Source organism: Neglectibacter caecimuris (assembly GCF_034335015.1).
GTDB classification, from domain to species: domain Bacteria; phylum Bacillota; class Clostridia; order Oscillospirales; family Acutalibacteraceae; genus Acutalibacter; species Acutalibacter caecimuris_A.
In genome coordinates this window covers 391221-404650 of the sequence record NZ_JAWXXK010000001.1, presented here as the reverse complement: position 1 = coordinate 404650, position 13430 = coordinate 391221, and the positions used below count along the sequence as shown (strand labels likewise).

The window sequence follows — 13430 nt, the reverse complement described above, 5'->3', positions numbered from 1 at the left end:
TTTCAAACCCTCGCTTTTCTGGTTTGCCGCCGTTTCAGGAAGGCTTTACGCCAGACGGCCTTCCGCCCAACGTAAAATGGCGTCCGCTATGCGGCAGCTTGCCTTGCCGTCTCCATAGGGATTGCTGGCATGGCTCATGCGGTCATATTCCTGCCGGTCTGTCAGAAGCTGCCGGATCAGGGAATAAATGGTTTCCTCTTCTGTTCCCGCCAGCTTCAGCGTTCCGGCCTTGATCCCTTCCGGCCGCTCGGTGGTATCCCGCAGAACGATCACGGGCTTCCCCAGGGAAGGGGCTTCCTCCTGAATTCCGCCGCTGTCCGTCAGGATCAGATACGAGCGGGCCAGGAGATTGTGGAATTCCACCACCTCCAGGGGAGAAACCAGACGTACCCGGTCACAGCCGCCCAGCTCTTCTCCAGCGGCTTTCTGTACCAGCGGGTTCAGGTGGACGGGGTACACCATTTTCACATCGGGAAATTCCTCGATGATCCGGCGAATGGCCCGGAACATACGGTGCATGGGCTCTCCCAGGTTTTCCCGGCGGTGGGCGGTAAGTACCAGCAGCCGGGAGCCCTTTGCCCAACCCAAAAGCTCATCGGAATAGTCCTCCCGCACGGTAGTGGAAAGGGCGTCAATGGCGGTATTTCCTGTGACCACAATGGTTTCCGGGCGCTTTCCCTCGCTTAAAAGATTTTGCCGGCTCAGCTCCGTGGGGGCAAAGTGCAGATCCGCCATGCAGCCCACGAACTGCCGGTTCATCTCCTCCGGGTAAGGGGAGTATTTGTCGTGGGTTCGAAGCCCGGCCTCCACATGACCCACCGCCACTCTGGCATAGTAGGCGGCCAGCGCCCCGGCGAAGGTGGTAGTAGTGTCTCCGTGGACCAGCACCATATCGGGCCGGACCTCCGCGATGACTCCCTCCAGCCCCTGCAGCACCCGGGCGGTGATATCGGAAAGGGTTTGTCCCTGCTTCATGATATCCAGGTCGTATTCCGGGACAATGGAAAAGGCGGAAAGCACCTGATCCAGCATTTGCCTGTGCTGGGCGGTGGCGCAGACCACGCTTTCAAATTCCTCCCGGCTTTTCAGCTCCTTCACCAGCGGAGCCATTTTGATGGTCTCCGGCCGGGTGCCGAACACGGACAGCACCTTCACTTTTCTCATGGGATCAAAACCTTTCCAAAGGATATTTCAAAAAAATCAAATTCTTGTCTACAAAGAGCTTACGGAACTCTTACGATTTTTCGTAGAAGAGACTGTTGCCCGTATATTTGCAACAGCCTTTTTTCTGTATCTGGCAGCTTCACTTGACAAGGGAAAACACGGTTTTGCGGCAATTTTTTATTTTCCGGCGGCTTTTCGCACCTCGCCCAGAAATTTGATGTTGTTTTGATAGAATCTTCCCAGCCGGGAAGGCTCCCGCAGAATGCGGTACAGCCATTCCGTATTGGTTTTTACAAACAGGGCGGGGGCCCGCTGCTTTTTCCCGCTGAGCACATCAAAGGAGCCGCCCACCCCCATAAATACGCCCTTCTGAAATTTTTCCAGGTGGCGGGAAATCAACAGCTCCTGGGCGGGGGCGCCCAAGGCCACCAGCACCAGATCGGGCTGGAGCCCGGCGATCTCCTCGAAGATCTGATCCTTGTCGCCGTCATAGCCGTTGCGGTAGGCCACGGTGACGGCGGGGTATTCCCGCTTCAGCTTTTCAGCCAAAGCGGAAACCACCTCTTCCTTCGCCCCCAGCAGAAAAACGGATTTTCCGGCTTCCCCGGCTTTTTTCAGCAGTTTTTCCGCCAGATCCACTCCGGTAATTCGCTCCTTTGCCGGCAGACCGCACATACGCATAGCCTTTACCACACTGATGCCGTCCGGCGTAATGGCTGTCTGCTTGGAAAGCAGCAGCTCCCGAATTTCTTCTCTTTTTTCCGCATGCATGATGATCTCGGGGTTTGCCGTAACAATAAACAGCTTTTCCCCGGAAAGCATGGCCTGCTGGGCTTTTCCGGCAAATTCCTCTGCCGTGCCGGGGAATACCCGTTTCAAATACTCCAGGATCGCCATAGCTCAGTCTCCTTCTTTTTCAGAGCCGGTCTCCGCTTCCTCCGGCTTTTCCGGTGCTGCCGGTTCTTTTTCCGTATCTGTGGCTTCCTGCCGCTTTTTCCGGGAGTTTCTGGAGCGCCTGTTTTTCTCTCTGTCCTCATCGAAATCGTACAGCTCCTCCGCGCCGAAGGCCTCTGTGCTTTCCGAGGCCTTAAAGAACACGGTGATGGTTTGGAAGATCAGCTTCAGATCCTGCCAGATGCTGTAATTTTCAATATACATCAGGTCCATGACCAGCTTGTCCTTGGGGGAGGTATTGTACTTGCCGGAGATCTGGGCAAGTCCCGTAAGCCCCGCCTTCATGCGCAGGCGATAGGAAAATTCCGGCAGCTCACCCGTGTATTTTTCCACATTTTCCAGCATTTCCGGGCGAGGGCCGACGACCGTCATATCTCCCTTCAGGATATTGAGCATCTGAGGCAGCTCATCGATCCTGTATTTCCGAAGGAGCTTTCCCACCTTCGTAATGCGGTCGTCGTCAGCCGTAACGGATTTGTGAATGGAATTTTCTTCCTTCATGGTGCGGAACTTGTACACCTCAAAGACCCGGCCGTATTTGGTAAGCCGCTTCTGCTTGTAGAACACCTTGCCACCGTCCTCCAGCTTAATGGCCAGAGCACAGCCCAGCATAATGGGGCTGGTGAGGATCAGAGCGATCAGGGAAACGCCGAGATCCATCAGGCGCTTGACGATGCGCTGCTCCATGGTCAGATCCTTGGCAACGTGCATCACCAGGGATTTGTCGTCCAGGGTCATATATTTTGCGCCCTGAGAGACCACATCGGACATTTCAAAATTGTAGTAGATGTTCTTCTGCTTTTGATAGCAGTATTCCGTCAGCACAATGCGTTCCCGCACCGGCACGTCATAGAGGAACACCGTGTCGTTTCGGGCGATCACGTCCAGCACGTCCGGCGCGTCAAAACGAATGATCTCGTCCACCTCGTACTGCTTTTTGAATTTATTGATCTTGGGGATAATGTTCCCCAAACTCTGCCGGGAGGAGGAGATCACGCAGCATTTTTCCGGCGGCTCCAGAGAGAAGTATACAAAATTGCCGAAATAGGCAAAAAAGATGATCACAAGCACCTGCAGCACAATGACCAGCAACAGCAAATGGGGCGTTTCATAAACAAAATAGGGATTGTTTTTTTCACTGGTGTTCATAATGGAAAGCTGCAAATGTGTGACCAGATCCGTGATGATCGCCGCCAGAGACATGGAATACACAATGGGCTTGCTCTTCTGTGTGCCAATGGCATAACCGCCGTACACGGACATCAACGCAATGCCCAAAACCGCGAAGGTGAGCATGGTGACGCCGGTGGTACGGTTCAAATTGAAAAGCCAGGGGTTGTTGATGCCGAAAATGCCGAAGAAGATGCCGAACAGGGAAACAAACAGGGCCAGCTTCAAAATAAATACAATGGTTCGCTTCAGCTTTTTGATAGTACGCAAAACGATCCACCTCGTTTCAAAAAGAATGCCTGCAAGGAAATTTTTCCCGAAAAGAGCGCGGGTTCTTTGCGGCTATCATAGCATAAGCTGGAAAAAAAGTAAAGCGCAGGCGGCGGGCAAAGGGCAATTAGAAATTAGGAATGAGGAATGAAGGGCAGAAGTAGAGCGGTAAATTATAGTTTAGCGAACTAGTCGTTAGCTATTAGTTGTTAGTCGTTAGAGAGGGGCGAGTTCTCACTTTTGTCATTCTGAGGAACGAAGAATCTCGTCCTTCATTTCCTGAATAGAAGGGAAAAGGGCGAGATTCTTCACTTCGTTCAGAATGACAGGAGGAAAATAAGCGAATCACTATTGGTCGGGTCAGAAACCGATTTCCCGCACCAAACAGCTTCACGAGTGGGTGCAGCGGTACGCTGCAAATTCCAATTTATCGCTCAGTTTGCGGTCGGGTCAGAAACCAAACTTCCGCACCAAGTAGGGACACGAGTGACGGCGCCTCGCCGCCGCAGGCAAAGTGAAACTCCGGCGCGGCAGAGAAGCCGCGCCGGAGTTTGCGTTGTGATTTAAGAATTCTTGGAAATATCCCGGCCGAAGTACTTTTCGGAAAGCTCCGTCAGCTTTCCGTTCCCGCGCATTTCCTCCAGCGCGCCGTTGATAGCTTCCAGCAGGGTGGCGGTGTCTTCGCCCTTGCGCACGGGAATGGCGGTCTCGTCGGCCTCCTCCGTCATGACGGCGATCTTGAGATCCGCGTCGGGGTGGGCCTTCATGTAGTCGGCATAAGTCAGCTCGGAATTCAGGGTGGCGTCGATCCTGCCGCTTAAAAGCAGCTCAAAGGTCTGGTTCAGATCATCCACACCGGTGACCTCCGCTCCATAATCCTCCGCCACCTTGGCATAGGTGCTGCTTAAAGTATTGGCGGTCTTTTTTCCCTGTAAGTCGTCCAGGGTCTGGATCTCATTGTTGCCGCCCTGCACCACCACCGCGGTGTGGTCATAGGCATAGGGGGTGGAAAGGCTGTATTTTTCCCGGCGCTGATCGTCCACGGTCATGCCGTTTATCATCACATCGTACCGCCCGGATTCCAGGCCGGCCAGCAGACCGTCCCATTCGCCCTCCACGAAATTGGCCTTTACGCCGATATAATCGGCGATATACTGGCCGATCTCCACATCGTAGCCCACCAAGGCGTCGTTTTCATCGTGGTAGGTCCAGGGCGCCCAGGTGCCCTCCATGGCAATGGTGATCTCCCCTTTTTCCTTGATCTGGGAAAGCAGATCCCCGGCTCCGGTTTTTCCGCTTTGAGCGCAGCCGGACAGCGCTGTAAAGCAGATCAGTAGTACCGTGAGAAGCAGAGCCGCAAAATGTCTTTTCATAAAAATGATCTCCTTTTGCAAAGATTTATTCGGCGGGCGTGATGCCGCCCACCATTTGCAGGAAAGCCCTGGTGCGTTCTTCCCTGGGGGCTTCAAAAAGCTCTTTGGAGGGGCCGGCCTCCACCACGACGCCGTCCTCCATAAAAACCACCTTGCTGGACACATTGCGGGCAAAGCCCATTTCATGGGTGACCACCAGCATGGTCATGCCCTCGTCCGCCAACTGCCGCATGACGGAAAGCACCTCGCCGGTAAGCTCCGGATCCAAAGCGGAGGTGGGTTCGTCAAAATAAATGATCTCCGGCTCTGAGGCCAGGGCTCTGGCAATGGCTACCCGTTGCTGCTGGCCGCCGGAAAGCTGGCTGGGGTAATACTCGTACCGGTCGGAAAGCCCCACCTTATCCAGGCACCGTTTTCCGATCTCCCCGGCCTGGGCCTTTGGCATCTTTCGGGCTACGATCAGCCCCTCCGTTACATTTTGCAGGGCGGTTTTGTTCAAAAACAGATTATAGCTTTGAAACACAAAGGCGGTCTTTTTCCGCAGCCTTGCAATATCCTTTTTGGAAACATGGCCGAAATGAAATTCCTCACCGTCAAAGTTCATCACGCCGTTGTTTGCCGTTTCCAGAAAATTGATACAGCGCAGCAGGGTGGTCTTTCCGGAGCCGCTGGGGCCCAGGATCGCCACTACATCGCCCTTTTCCACCTTCAGGTCCACTCCCCGGAGAACCTGAAGGCTCCCAAAGGATTTTTGGATACCCTTGATCTCCAGCATAACGCGTCAATCCTCCTGCCTCATATGAGCGCTGAGCTTTTTTTCTCCCCAGGCTTGCAGCTTTGTCAGCACTGTGGAGAACAGCAGATAGATCAGGCCCACCTCAATATACAGCGCCAGCGGTTCATAGGTGCGCGATACGATGCGCTGGGTGGCCATGAACATTTCGGTCACGGTAATGTTGGCGGCCAGAGAGGTGTCCTTTACCATGGCGATCACGGAGTTGGCCAGGGAGGGGAAAGCGGTGCGCATGGCCTGGGGCAGAATGATCCGCCGCATGGTTTGAATGTAGGACATGCCCGTGCAGTACCCGGCCTCCAGCTGTCCCTGGGGAACAGCCTCCAGCGCCGCCCGAACGATCTCCGCGCAGTAGGCCCCCTCGTTCAGGGAAAAGACCAGCACTGCCGCCGGGAAGGGGTCGATCAGCAGACCGACGCTGGGGAAGCCGTAAAATACCACGAAAAGCTGTACCAAAAGGGGAGTGCCCCGGAAGATCCAGATATAAAAACGGGCAAGCTGCTTGAGCACCTTTACATTGGCAAACTGTACCAGCGCCATACAGACCGCGATCACCATGGCAATGGAAAAGGCGATCACGGTAAGGGGGATCGTGGTGACAAGCCCCGGCAACAGGATCTTCCAGAAGGAGTCCAGCAGGATCTCCCACAATCTTTGATTTATCATGCTGTCACTGCCTTTCCGGGAGAGGCGGGAACAGGTATGAGGCGTGGGCGGCCCCGTACTTCCCTATAAAAACTCCCCGTTTTTGCCGTCTGGCTAAGCCGGCAAGGATTTCCAATTTATTATCTCAAGCCTATGATACTCTGCGTTTATAAACTTGTCAAGAATTTTTATAAAGATTTTATGGGTTTCACAATTCGAGGGGGAAGGCGCCGCTTTAGAGAGAAGGGATTTGAAAATCAGGGAAAACAAGGCGCATGAACCTCCGGGAATTGGGAAGGATAGCTCCATAAAAACCTGTTCGGAAAGGAGAATTTTTTTGAAAACAGTTTCCAAACAGCAGTATGACCAGCGGGTAAAGCAAGCTTCCCCCAATTCCCCGATAGGAAAGGACTGTCTTCTGGCCTTTTTATTCGGCGGGCTGATCTGCACCATGGGCCAGGGACTGTTTCAGCTTTATCAGGGCTGGGGCCTGGAAATGAAGGACGCCCGCATGGCGGTTTCCATCAGTCTGATTTTTATTTCCGCCACTCTTACCGCCTTGGGCTGGTATGACAATATCGCCAAGCACGCCGGGGCCGGCACGCTGGTGCCCATTACCGGCTTTGCCAACTCCATGGTCTCGCCCGCCATGGAATTCAAAAGCGAGGGCTTTATCACCGGCCTGGGGGCAAAAATGTTCATCGTTTCCGGCCCGGTGCTGGTGTTCGGTATCACGGCCAGCGTGGTGTACGGGCTCATTTTGTTTGTATTTCAGCTATAGGAAAAACCGAATTTTGCGTTTCAGTCCCCAGGTGCCGCGGCACCTGGGGACTGTTTTATGATCCAGGTGTTTTTTTCCAATTTTTCCTATACAGGCGGCGGGTTTTATGATATGCTGTGCAATAGAGAAACAGCCTGTAGCTCAGCGGCTGTGGTCTGCTGAACCATATTGTAACAGGAGGTACATCATGTCGGAAACAGTATCTGAAATACGAAGGGAGCTCACGGAGAGAATTCTTCCCTTCTGGCGGGGCCTGCGGGACGATGAGCGCGGCGGCTACACCGGCCAGGTAGAGTTTGATCTGACCCGCCGCCCGGAAGCGGAGCGGGGCTGTATTTTGAACAGCCGGATCCTGTGGTTTTTCTCGGAAGCGTACCTGCTTTTAAGGGAGCCCGCCCTGCTGGACGAGGCAAAGCATGCCTATGAAATGCTGTGCAAAATGCTGGATCGGGAGCACGGCGGGGTGTACTGGTCCATGAACGCGGACGGAACCGTGGCCGACAGCACCAAGCACACCTATAACCAGGGCTTTGCCATTTACGCGCTGTCCGCCTACTACCGGGCCGGTGGAGAACAGGCGGCGCTGGAGCTGGCCCGGGAACTGTTCCGGCTGGTGGAGGATAAATGCTTTGACGGCGAAGGCTACCTGGAGGCCTTTACCGCCGGCTGGCAGCCCGCCGGGAACGATAAGCTCAGCGAAAACGGTGTGGAGGCTGGGCGCACCATGAACACCCTGCTCCATGTGCTGGAGGGCTATACCGGCCTTTACGAGGCGGGGAAGGATCCCGAGGTGCGGGAAAGGCTTTTCTGGATCATGAACACCTGGGCGGAAAAGGTCTATAATCCTCGGAAATGCCGGCAGGAGGTGTTTTTTGACCTTCAGTACCACACCCTGATCGATCTGCACAGCTTCGGTCACGATATCGAGACCTCCTGGCTGGCGGACCACACCCTGGAGGTGCTGGGCGATCAAGTGCTGACGGAACGGCTTCGCCCCATGCTGCTCAGTATGGCGGACCATACCCTGCGGGCCGCTTATACCGAGGGAAACGGCTTCTCAAACGAAAGCGAAAACGGCAGGGTGGACTTCACCCGGGTCTGGTGGGTGCAGGCGGAGGCGCTGGTGGGCTTTTTGAACGCTTATGAGCATACCCATGAACAGCGCTATCTGGACGCGGTTCGTTCCCAGTGGAAATACATCAGGGAAAAGATAATCGACCCCCGGGAGGGCTCGGAGTGGTTCTGGTCTGTCAGGGAGGACGGCACGCCTATTGAAAAGCCCATTGTAGAGCCCTGGAAGTGCCCGTATCATAACGGCCGCATGTGTATTGAGGTGCTGCGGCGAAATCCGGAGCTGTAGCCAGACGGCCCACAAATACAGAAGGAGTGATCACAATGACCTATCAGGAGCTGAACGAGCGTTATGAAGCGCTGATCGCAAGGAAAAACACGGTGGACGAGAGCCACCACAACGGCATTTACGAGCGCTGGGTAAATCCTGTGCTCACCCGGGAGCATGTACCGCCCTTCTGGGTCTATGACCCCAACCCGGAGACCAATCCCTATCTGCTCCAGCGGCTGGGAATAAACGCCGCCTTTAACAGCGGAGCTATTCTGTTGAACGGCAAATACACCCTGGTGGCCCGTATAGAAGGAAGCGACCGCAAGTCCTTCTTTGCCGTGGCCCAAAGCGACAGCCCCACAGAGGGCTTCCGTTTCTGGGATGAACCCATTCTGCTGCCGGACACCTGCCCGGAGGAGACCAATGTGTACGACATACGCCTGACCCAGCACGAGGACGGCTGGATCTACGGCGTGTTCTGCTCCGAAAGCAAGGACCGCACGGTGGGCGACCTGTCCGCTGCTGTGGCCGCCGCGGGCATTGTGCGCACCAGGGACCTGAAAACCTGGGAACGCCTGCCCAACCTGGTGACAAAGCGCTCTCCCCAGCAGCGCAACGTGGTGCTGCACCCGGAGTTTGTGAACGGCAAATACGCCTTCTACACCCGCCCCATGGACGATTTCATTGAGACCGGCAGCGGCGGAGGTATCGGCTTCGGCCTGTGCGATGATATCACCCACGCCGTTATCGATGAGGAGCGCATGACCTCCATTCGGCGCTACCACACCATTACGGAAAGCAAAAACGGCGCGGGCGCGGTGCCCATTAAAACAGAAAAGGGCTGGATCCATATTGCCCACGGCGTGCGCAACACGGCGGCGGGGCTGCGATATGTGGTCTATGCCTTTGCCACCGCTCTGGACGACCCGGCGAAGGTGATCGCCGAGCCCGGCGGCTTTTTGATCGCGCCCTATGGCGATGAGCGGGTAGGCGATGTGAGCAATGTGGTGTTCACAAACGGCGCCATCGTCGATAAGGACGGCAGGGTGTACATCTATTACGCTTCCTCCGATACCCGCCTGCACGTGGCCTCCACAGACCTTGCCCGCCTGACGGACTATGTGTTCCACACGCCCGCCGATCCCCTGCGCAGCGTGGACTGCGTAAAGCAGAGAGTGGACTTCATTCGGAAGAACCTGGACTATTTGAGGAAGTGAGCTGGCTGTGAGCCGGAAGAGAACCTGAGCCGGCAAAAGAATGAAACGATCACTTTTTGGGAGGGAACCGTATGCTTCGCACCTTAGACCCGTCCATGCTGGGGCTGTCCCAGCCGATCCGGGAATTGGCCCCCTGGGCTGCCAGGTATGGCTTTCAGGCCGTCAGCGCGCCGCAGGAGGTGCTTCGGGATAAGAACGCCGCCCGGGAGGCGGCCGCTGTTATGGCGGACTGCGGCCTTTCCTGGGGCCTGATGCCTATGCCCGCCGATTTTTATCATTGGGAGTTGGACGACGCCGCCTTTGAAAAGGCCCTGGAGACCCTCCGCCGTGATGCCTGCGCCGCCCGGGTGCTGGGCGTGACCCATGCCTATAATCATGTGTGGCCTTGCAGCCCCAGGGAATTTGAAGAAAATTTTTCCTGGGTCGTAAAGCGGATCCGCGCCGTAAACGGAATTTTGCGGGAAAACGGCATTTTCTACGGTTTGGAATTTTTGGGCCCGCAGGAGCTGCGCACCTTGGCGGAGCATGAGTTTATCCACTCTCTTTCCGGCGCTCTGGCCCTGGCCGACGCCGCAGGCGATGGGGTAGGGATCGCCTTCGATGTATTTCACTGGTACTGTTCTCAAAACGGCGCTTTGGACGATGTTGTGCTGATGGAGCGGCAGCTTCACCGCCTGGTGGCCCTGCACCTCAGCGACGCCGTTCCGGGCCGGGAATACCGGCAGCAGCAGGATATGGACCGCCGCCTGCCCGGCGAGACCGGAATCATCAACGCGAAGACGGTGCTTTCCCGGTTCCGCCGCCATTCCTGCAATCCCCTGTATATGGCGGAGCCCTTTGAGCCCTGGCGTACCCGGCTGGGCAACATGACGGCGGAGGACGCCGTGCGCACCGTCTCCCAGGCGCTGACCGGGGTGGAGGAGGCTCCACTTCCATAAAATTCGGCAGTGAGACGGCTTTGTAAATGAGGAATGAGCAATGAAAGGGCAAGGACACCACTGAACTATAAATTTATTGCATTCCTTGCGGTCAGGCCAGAATTGCCCTTACGCGCTGAGCAGGCTCCGCCGCAAAACAGATGTTTTTGTTGACTTCTTCACGATTCGCTCTAACTTGTAGCTTTCCAAAAGCCGGCCCTGCCGCTTAGTGAAAAGTGAAGATTGAATAGGGAAAAAGTAAAAATCGGCAAGTCTCTTTTGAGACTTGCCGATTTTTGGCGCGCTCGAAGAAAAAAGTTCTTGAGCAACGCTCAAGAACTTTTTGGGAGCTTCGTAAACGAAGCTCCATCAAATTAAAAAACGAATCTTTTCCGGGCAGAGATAGCCCTCGAAACCGCTCAATATCTACTGGGCCATTCTTCCATTCAGATGACCGCAAATATTTATACCCATATGGACAAAGAGGACGCCGCTTCCTCCATTGCTCAACTGGAAAATTATCTTTCTGACGGCAGTCAGGAAACCGGAAAAAATCCAGAAAGTAGTCAAAAGGTAGTCAACGAGGGAATTTGAAGGTATTGAGGAAAAAAGAAAACCCTCAGAAATCGCATGATTCCTGAGGATTTTATGGCGCGCCGGAGAAGATTCGAACTCCCGACCTCTTGATCCGTAGTCAAGCGCTCTATCCAGCTGAGCTACCGGCGCACAGGGGAGGAAATGGAACATTTCCTCACAGCTTTATTATTATAGACAGTGTTGTTTCAAATGTCAAGGGGTTTCTGCTTTATTTTGGGTCTCGTTTGTCTTCTGTTTCCAGGGCCTGAGAGAACCTTGTGAGGGAACAGCCGAAGGGGGGAAGAACTCCGAAGGGCTTCAGGGGTTCTCCCAGCAGCGGGGTTCCCGGCTCCTTCGGCAGGGGCAGCGGGGGGATATTCTGGGAGCAGTCGCTGCGGTTGACAAGAAGGACCAGGCTTTCCCGCTTGTTCTCCACGATGGCGAAGCGCTCAAAGGCCAGCAGGTTTCCGTCCGCCAGCAGGGTGCGGTAGCCGCCGTGGCTCAAAATGGCTTTTTGCCCGGCGCGAAGAGCGCCCAGGGTCTCATACCACCGCAAAAGCTCCTGATCCTCACGGCCCCAGGGATAGCAGGCCCGGTTGAAGGGATCCCGGTAGCCCTCCATGCCGGCCTCGTCTCCATAATACAGGCAGGGAACCCCCGGCAAAAGATACTGGATCAGGGAGGCGAGCTTCAGGCGGCGCTTTCCCAGCTCCCGCTGCTCTGCAGAAAGCCGCTGGGCGCTTTGCCATTCTCTGCCCCGGCCTCCGGAGGGCTCGCCGCCCAGAACCGTAAGGGCCCGCTCCGTATCGTGGGTGCCGATATGGTTCATCAGAAGATGCAGGCACTGTGCGGGGTAATTTTCCACCAGGTTTTCCACGATCTCCGCAAAATGCCGGGGGTCGTTTCCCAGAAGAAAGCCGAAAATGGCGTCCCGGAAGGGGTAATTCATCACTGAGTCCAGCTGATTTCCCAGAAGATACCGGCGGCGCACGCCGTAGGCGGACTTGTTGGAGGCGTCCTCCCACACCTCGCCCAGCACCAGGGCGTCCGGCTTTTCCGCCTTGGCGGTCTCTGCAAGGCGGTCGATAAACTCGTCGGGCAGCTCATCGGCCACATCCAGCCGCCAGCCGGAGGCCCCGGCCCGAAGCCATTTGCGGACGATACCGGCTTCGCCGTTGATGTAGCTGTTATAGGAAGGATCAGTCTCCCGCACGTTGGGGAGGGTATCGAAATTCCACCAGCAGTCATAAGAATCCGGCCAGCTGCGAAAGGAGTACCAGGAGGAATAAGGGGTTTCCTGAGACTGATAGGCCCCCGGTTCCGGATAGCGCCCTTCCCGGTTGAAATATACGCTGTCGCTGCCTGTGTGGCTGAACACGCCGTCGAGAATGACCCGGATCCCCAGCTCCTTGGCCGCCGCGCAGAGCTCGGAAAAATCCTGCTCGGTTCCAAGCTGCGGGTCTATTTTGGAATAGTCCGCCGTATCGTACCGGTGATTGGAATGAGATTCAAAAATGGGATTGAAATAAAGGCAGGTAACGCCCAGCTTTTTCAGGTAGGGCAGCTTTTCCCGCACACCCTTTAGGTCGCCGCCGAAGAAATCGGAATTTGTCACCTTGCCTTGCTCGTTGGGCTTCCAGTCCGGCTGATCGTACCAGTCCCCGTGCAGCGTGCGGTCGGAGGGAATGTTCGCCTTCGGGAAGCCAGAGCGGGCGAAACGATCCGGAAAGATCTGGTAGAAGATCCCTCCCGCAAGCCATTCCGGGGTGGAGAGCGACTGGGAATAAACCGTCATTTGCCAGCGGGCTGTGCCGCCGCTGACGGCCTCTCCGGAAAAGCCCCGGGCAAGGCGCAGGCTGCCCCGGCAGGTGCGGGCCTCAAAATAATAGAAATACAGGCCGGGAGCGGAGGGGGTATAATGGCACTCCCACCACTCCTTATCCTCCCCGTTCATACCGCACCAAAACAGGTCCAACCGCTGGGTGCCCACCCCCTCCTGCTCCATGACCAGCTGAGCCGCCGAGGCGGAAAGCTCCCTTGGCAGCGTAATGCGGAAGTGAACGGGAACCCCTTCCGGGGAAGCGCCTACCGGATCTTTATACAGGGGATCTCTGGAATGAAACATACTGGGGAAACCTCCTCATTTTCAAGGGCCGCTGGTATTCAGCGGCCCTTAAGCGTGTCGAAAATTCTTTTCGCCACGCTTAAACTTACTTGAAAAAATCAAG

General features: G+C 55.7%; 11 protein-coding genes, 1 tRNA gene and 1 pseudogene. 5 read left to right on the top strand and 8 right to left on the bottom strand.

What is annotated here, in order from left to right; genetic code table 11:
- Nucleotides 1-45 precede the first annotated feature (45 nt).
- From wecB to U8T64_RS01835, 6 genes are all read right to left on the bottom strand, one after another.
- Nucleotides 46-1164, bottom strand: coding sequence for a non-hydrolyzing UDP-N-acetylglucosamine 2-epimerase (gene wecB, locus U8T64_RS01860; RefSeq protein ID WP_322180376.1), 1119 nt, complete (start codon nucleotides 1162-1164; stop codon nucleotides 46-48).
- A 177-nt stretch (nucleotides 1165-1341) separates the two neighbouring features.
- The gene (locus U8T64_RS01855; RefSeq protein WP_322180375.1) at nucleotides 1342-2061 is read right to left on the bottom strand and encodes a WecB/TagA/CpsF family glycosyltransferase; all 720 of its coding nucleotides are present in this window, start codon (nucleotides 2059-2061) and stop codon (nucleotides 1342-1344) included.
- A gap of 3 nt (nucleotides 2062-2064) precedes the next feature.
- Nucleotides 2065-3558 (bottom strand): sugar transferase, encoded by a 1494-nt coding sequence (locus tag U8T64_RS01850; RefSeq protein WP_322180374.1) that lies wholly within the window; start codon nucleotides 3556-3558, stop codon nucleotides 2065-2067.
- A 563-nt stretch (nucleotides 3559-4121) separates the two neighbouring features.
- Nucleotides 4122-4931, bottom strand: coding sequence for a transporter substrate-binding domain-containing protein (locus U8T64_RS01845; RefSeq protein ID WP_322180373.1), 810 nt, complete (start codon nucleotides 4929-4931; stop codon nucleotides 4122-4124).
- A 25-nt stretch (nucleotides 4932-4956) separates the two neighbouring features.
- Entirely contained in the window at nucleotides 4957-5706 is a 750-nt protein-coding gene (locus tag U8T64_RS01840) for an amino acid ABC transporter ATP-binding protein (RefSeq protein WP_322180372.1), read from the bottom strand.
- Between the two features lie 6 nt (nucleotides 5707-5712).
- Nucleotides 5713-6390, bottom strand: coding sequence for an amino acid ABC transporter permease (locus U8T64_RS01835; RefSeq protein ID WP_322180371.1), 678 nt, complete (start codon nucleotides 6388-6390; stop codon nucleotides 5713-5715).
- 316 nt (nucleotides 6391-6706) lie between these two features.
- Here U8T64_RS01835 and spoVAC point away from each other — a divergent pair, with 316 nt between their 5' ends.
- From spoVAC to U8T64_RS01810, 5 genes and pseudogenes are all read left to right on the top strand, one after another.
- On the top strand, nucleotides 6707-7150 hold the full coding sequence (spoVAC, locus tag U8T64_RS01830) for a stage V sporulation protein AC (protein WP_322180370.1): 444 nt from the start codon (nucleotides 6707-6709) through the stop codon (nucleotides 7148-7150).
- A 187-nt stretch (nucleotides 7151-7337) separates the two neighbouring features.
- Nucleotides 7338-8510: an AGE family epimerase/isomerase gene (locus tag U8T64_RS01825; protein WP_322180369.1), complete on the top strand. Its 1173-nt coding sequence runs from the start codon at nucleotides 7338-7340 to the stop codon at nucleotides 8508-8510.
- Nucleotides 8511-8545: 35 nt separating this feature from the next.
- Nucleotides 8546-9709 carry a glycoside hydrolase family 130 protein gene (locus tag U8T64_RS01820; RefSeq protein WP_322180368.1) on the top strand — a complete coding sequence of 388 codons (1164 nt, stop codon included), beginning with the start codon at nucleotides 8546-8548 and terminating at the stop codon, nucleotides 9707-9709.
- Nucleotides 9710-9780: 71 nt separating this feature from the next.
- Complete coding sequence (locus U8T64_RS01815; protein ID WP_322180367.1) at nucleotides 9781-10647, top strand: sugar phosphate isomerase/epimerase family protein; 867 nt, start codon at nucleotides 9781-9783, stop codon at nucleotides 10645-10647.
- A gap of 372 nt (nucleotides 10648-11019) precedes the next feature.
- Nucleotides 11020-11220: pseudogene (locus U8T64_RS01810) on the top strand (hypothetical protein); the annotation flags it as partial.
- Nucleotides 11221-11275: 55 nt separating this feature from the next.
- Here the strand turns inward: U8T64_RS01810 and U8T64_RS01805 are convergent.
- Together U8T64_RS01805 and U8T64_RS01800 are read right to left on the bottom strand one after the other, a co-directional pair.
- Nucleotides 11276-11352 (bottom strand) — tRNA-Arg (locus tag U8T64_RS01805).
- A 79-nt stretch (nucleotides 11353-11431) separates the two neighbouring features.
- A complete protein-coding gene (locus U8T64_RS01800; RefSeq protein ID WP_322180366.1) occupies nucleotides 11432-13327 on the bottom strand; it encodes a glycoside hydrolase family 13 protein in 1896 nt (631 codons plus the stop codon).
- Nucleotides 13328-13430: the final 103 nt, after the last annotated feature.

What these genes read in the sequence shown, in the direction of transcription:
- wecB (WP_322180376.1), bottom strand. Translation starts at nt 1,164, where the DNA reads ATGAGAAAAGTGAAGGTGCTGTCCGTGTTCGGCACCCGGCCGGAGACC.
- U8T64_RS01855 (WP_322180375.1), bottom strand. Translation starts at nt 2,061, where the DNA reads ATGGCGATCCTGGAGTATTTGAAACGGGTATTCCCCGGCACGGCAGAG.
- U8T64_RS01845 (WP_322180373.1), bottom strand. Translation starts at nt 4,931, where the DNA reads ATGAAAAGACATTTTGCGGCTCTGCTTCTCACGGTACTACTGATCTGC.
- U8T64_RS01840 (WP_322180372.1), bottom strand. Translation starts at nt 5,706, where the DNA reads ATGCTGGAGATCAAGGGTATCCAAAAATCCTTTGGGAGCCTTCAGGTT.
- U8T64_RS01835 (WP_322180371.1), bottom strand. Translation starts at nt 6,390, where the DNA reads ATGATAAATCAAAGATTGTGGGAGATCCTGCTGGACTCCTTCTGGAAG.
- U8T64_RS01825 (WP_322180369.1), top strand. Translation starts at nt 7,338, where the DNA reads ATGTCGGAAACAGTATCTGAAATACGAAGGGAGCTCACGGAGAGAATT.
- U8T64_RS01820 (WP_322180368.1), top strand. Translation starts at nt 8,546, where the DNA reads ATGACCTATCAGGAGCTGAACGAGCGTTATGAAGCGCTGATCGCAAGG.
- U8T64_RS01815 (WP_322180367.1), top strand. Translation starts at nt 9,781, where the DNA reads ATGCTTCGCACCTTAGACCCGTCCATGCTGGGGCTGTCCCAGCCGATC.
- U8T64_RS01800 (WP_322180366.1), bottom strand. Translation starts at nt 13,327, where the DNA reads ATGTTTCATTCCAGAGATCCCCTGTATAAAGATCCGGTAGGCGCTTCC.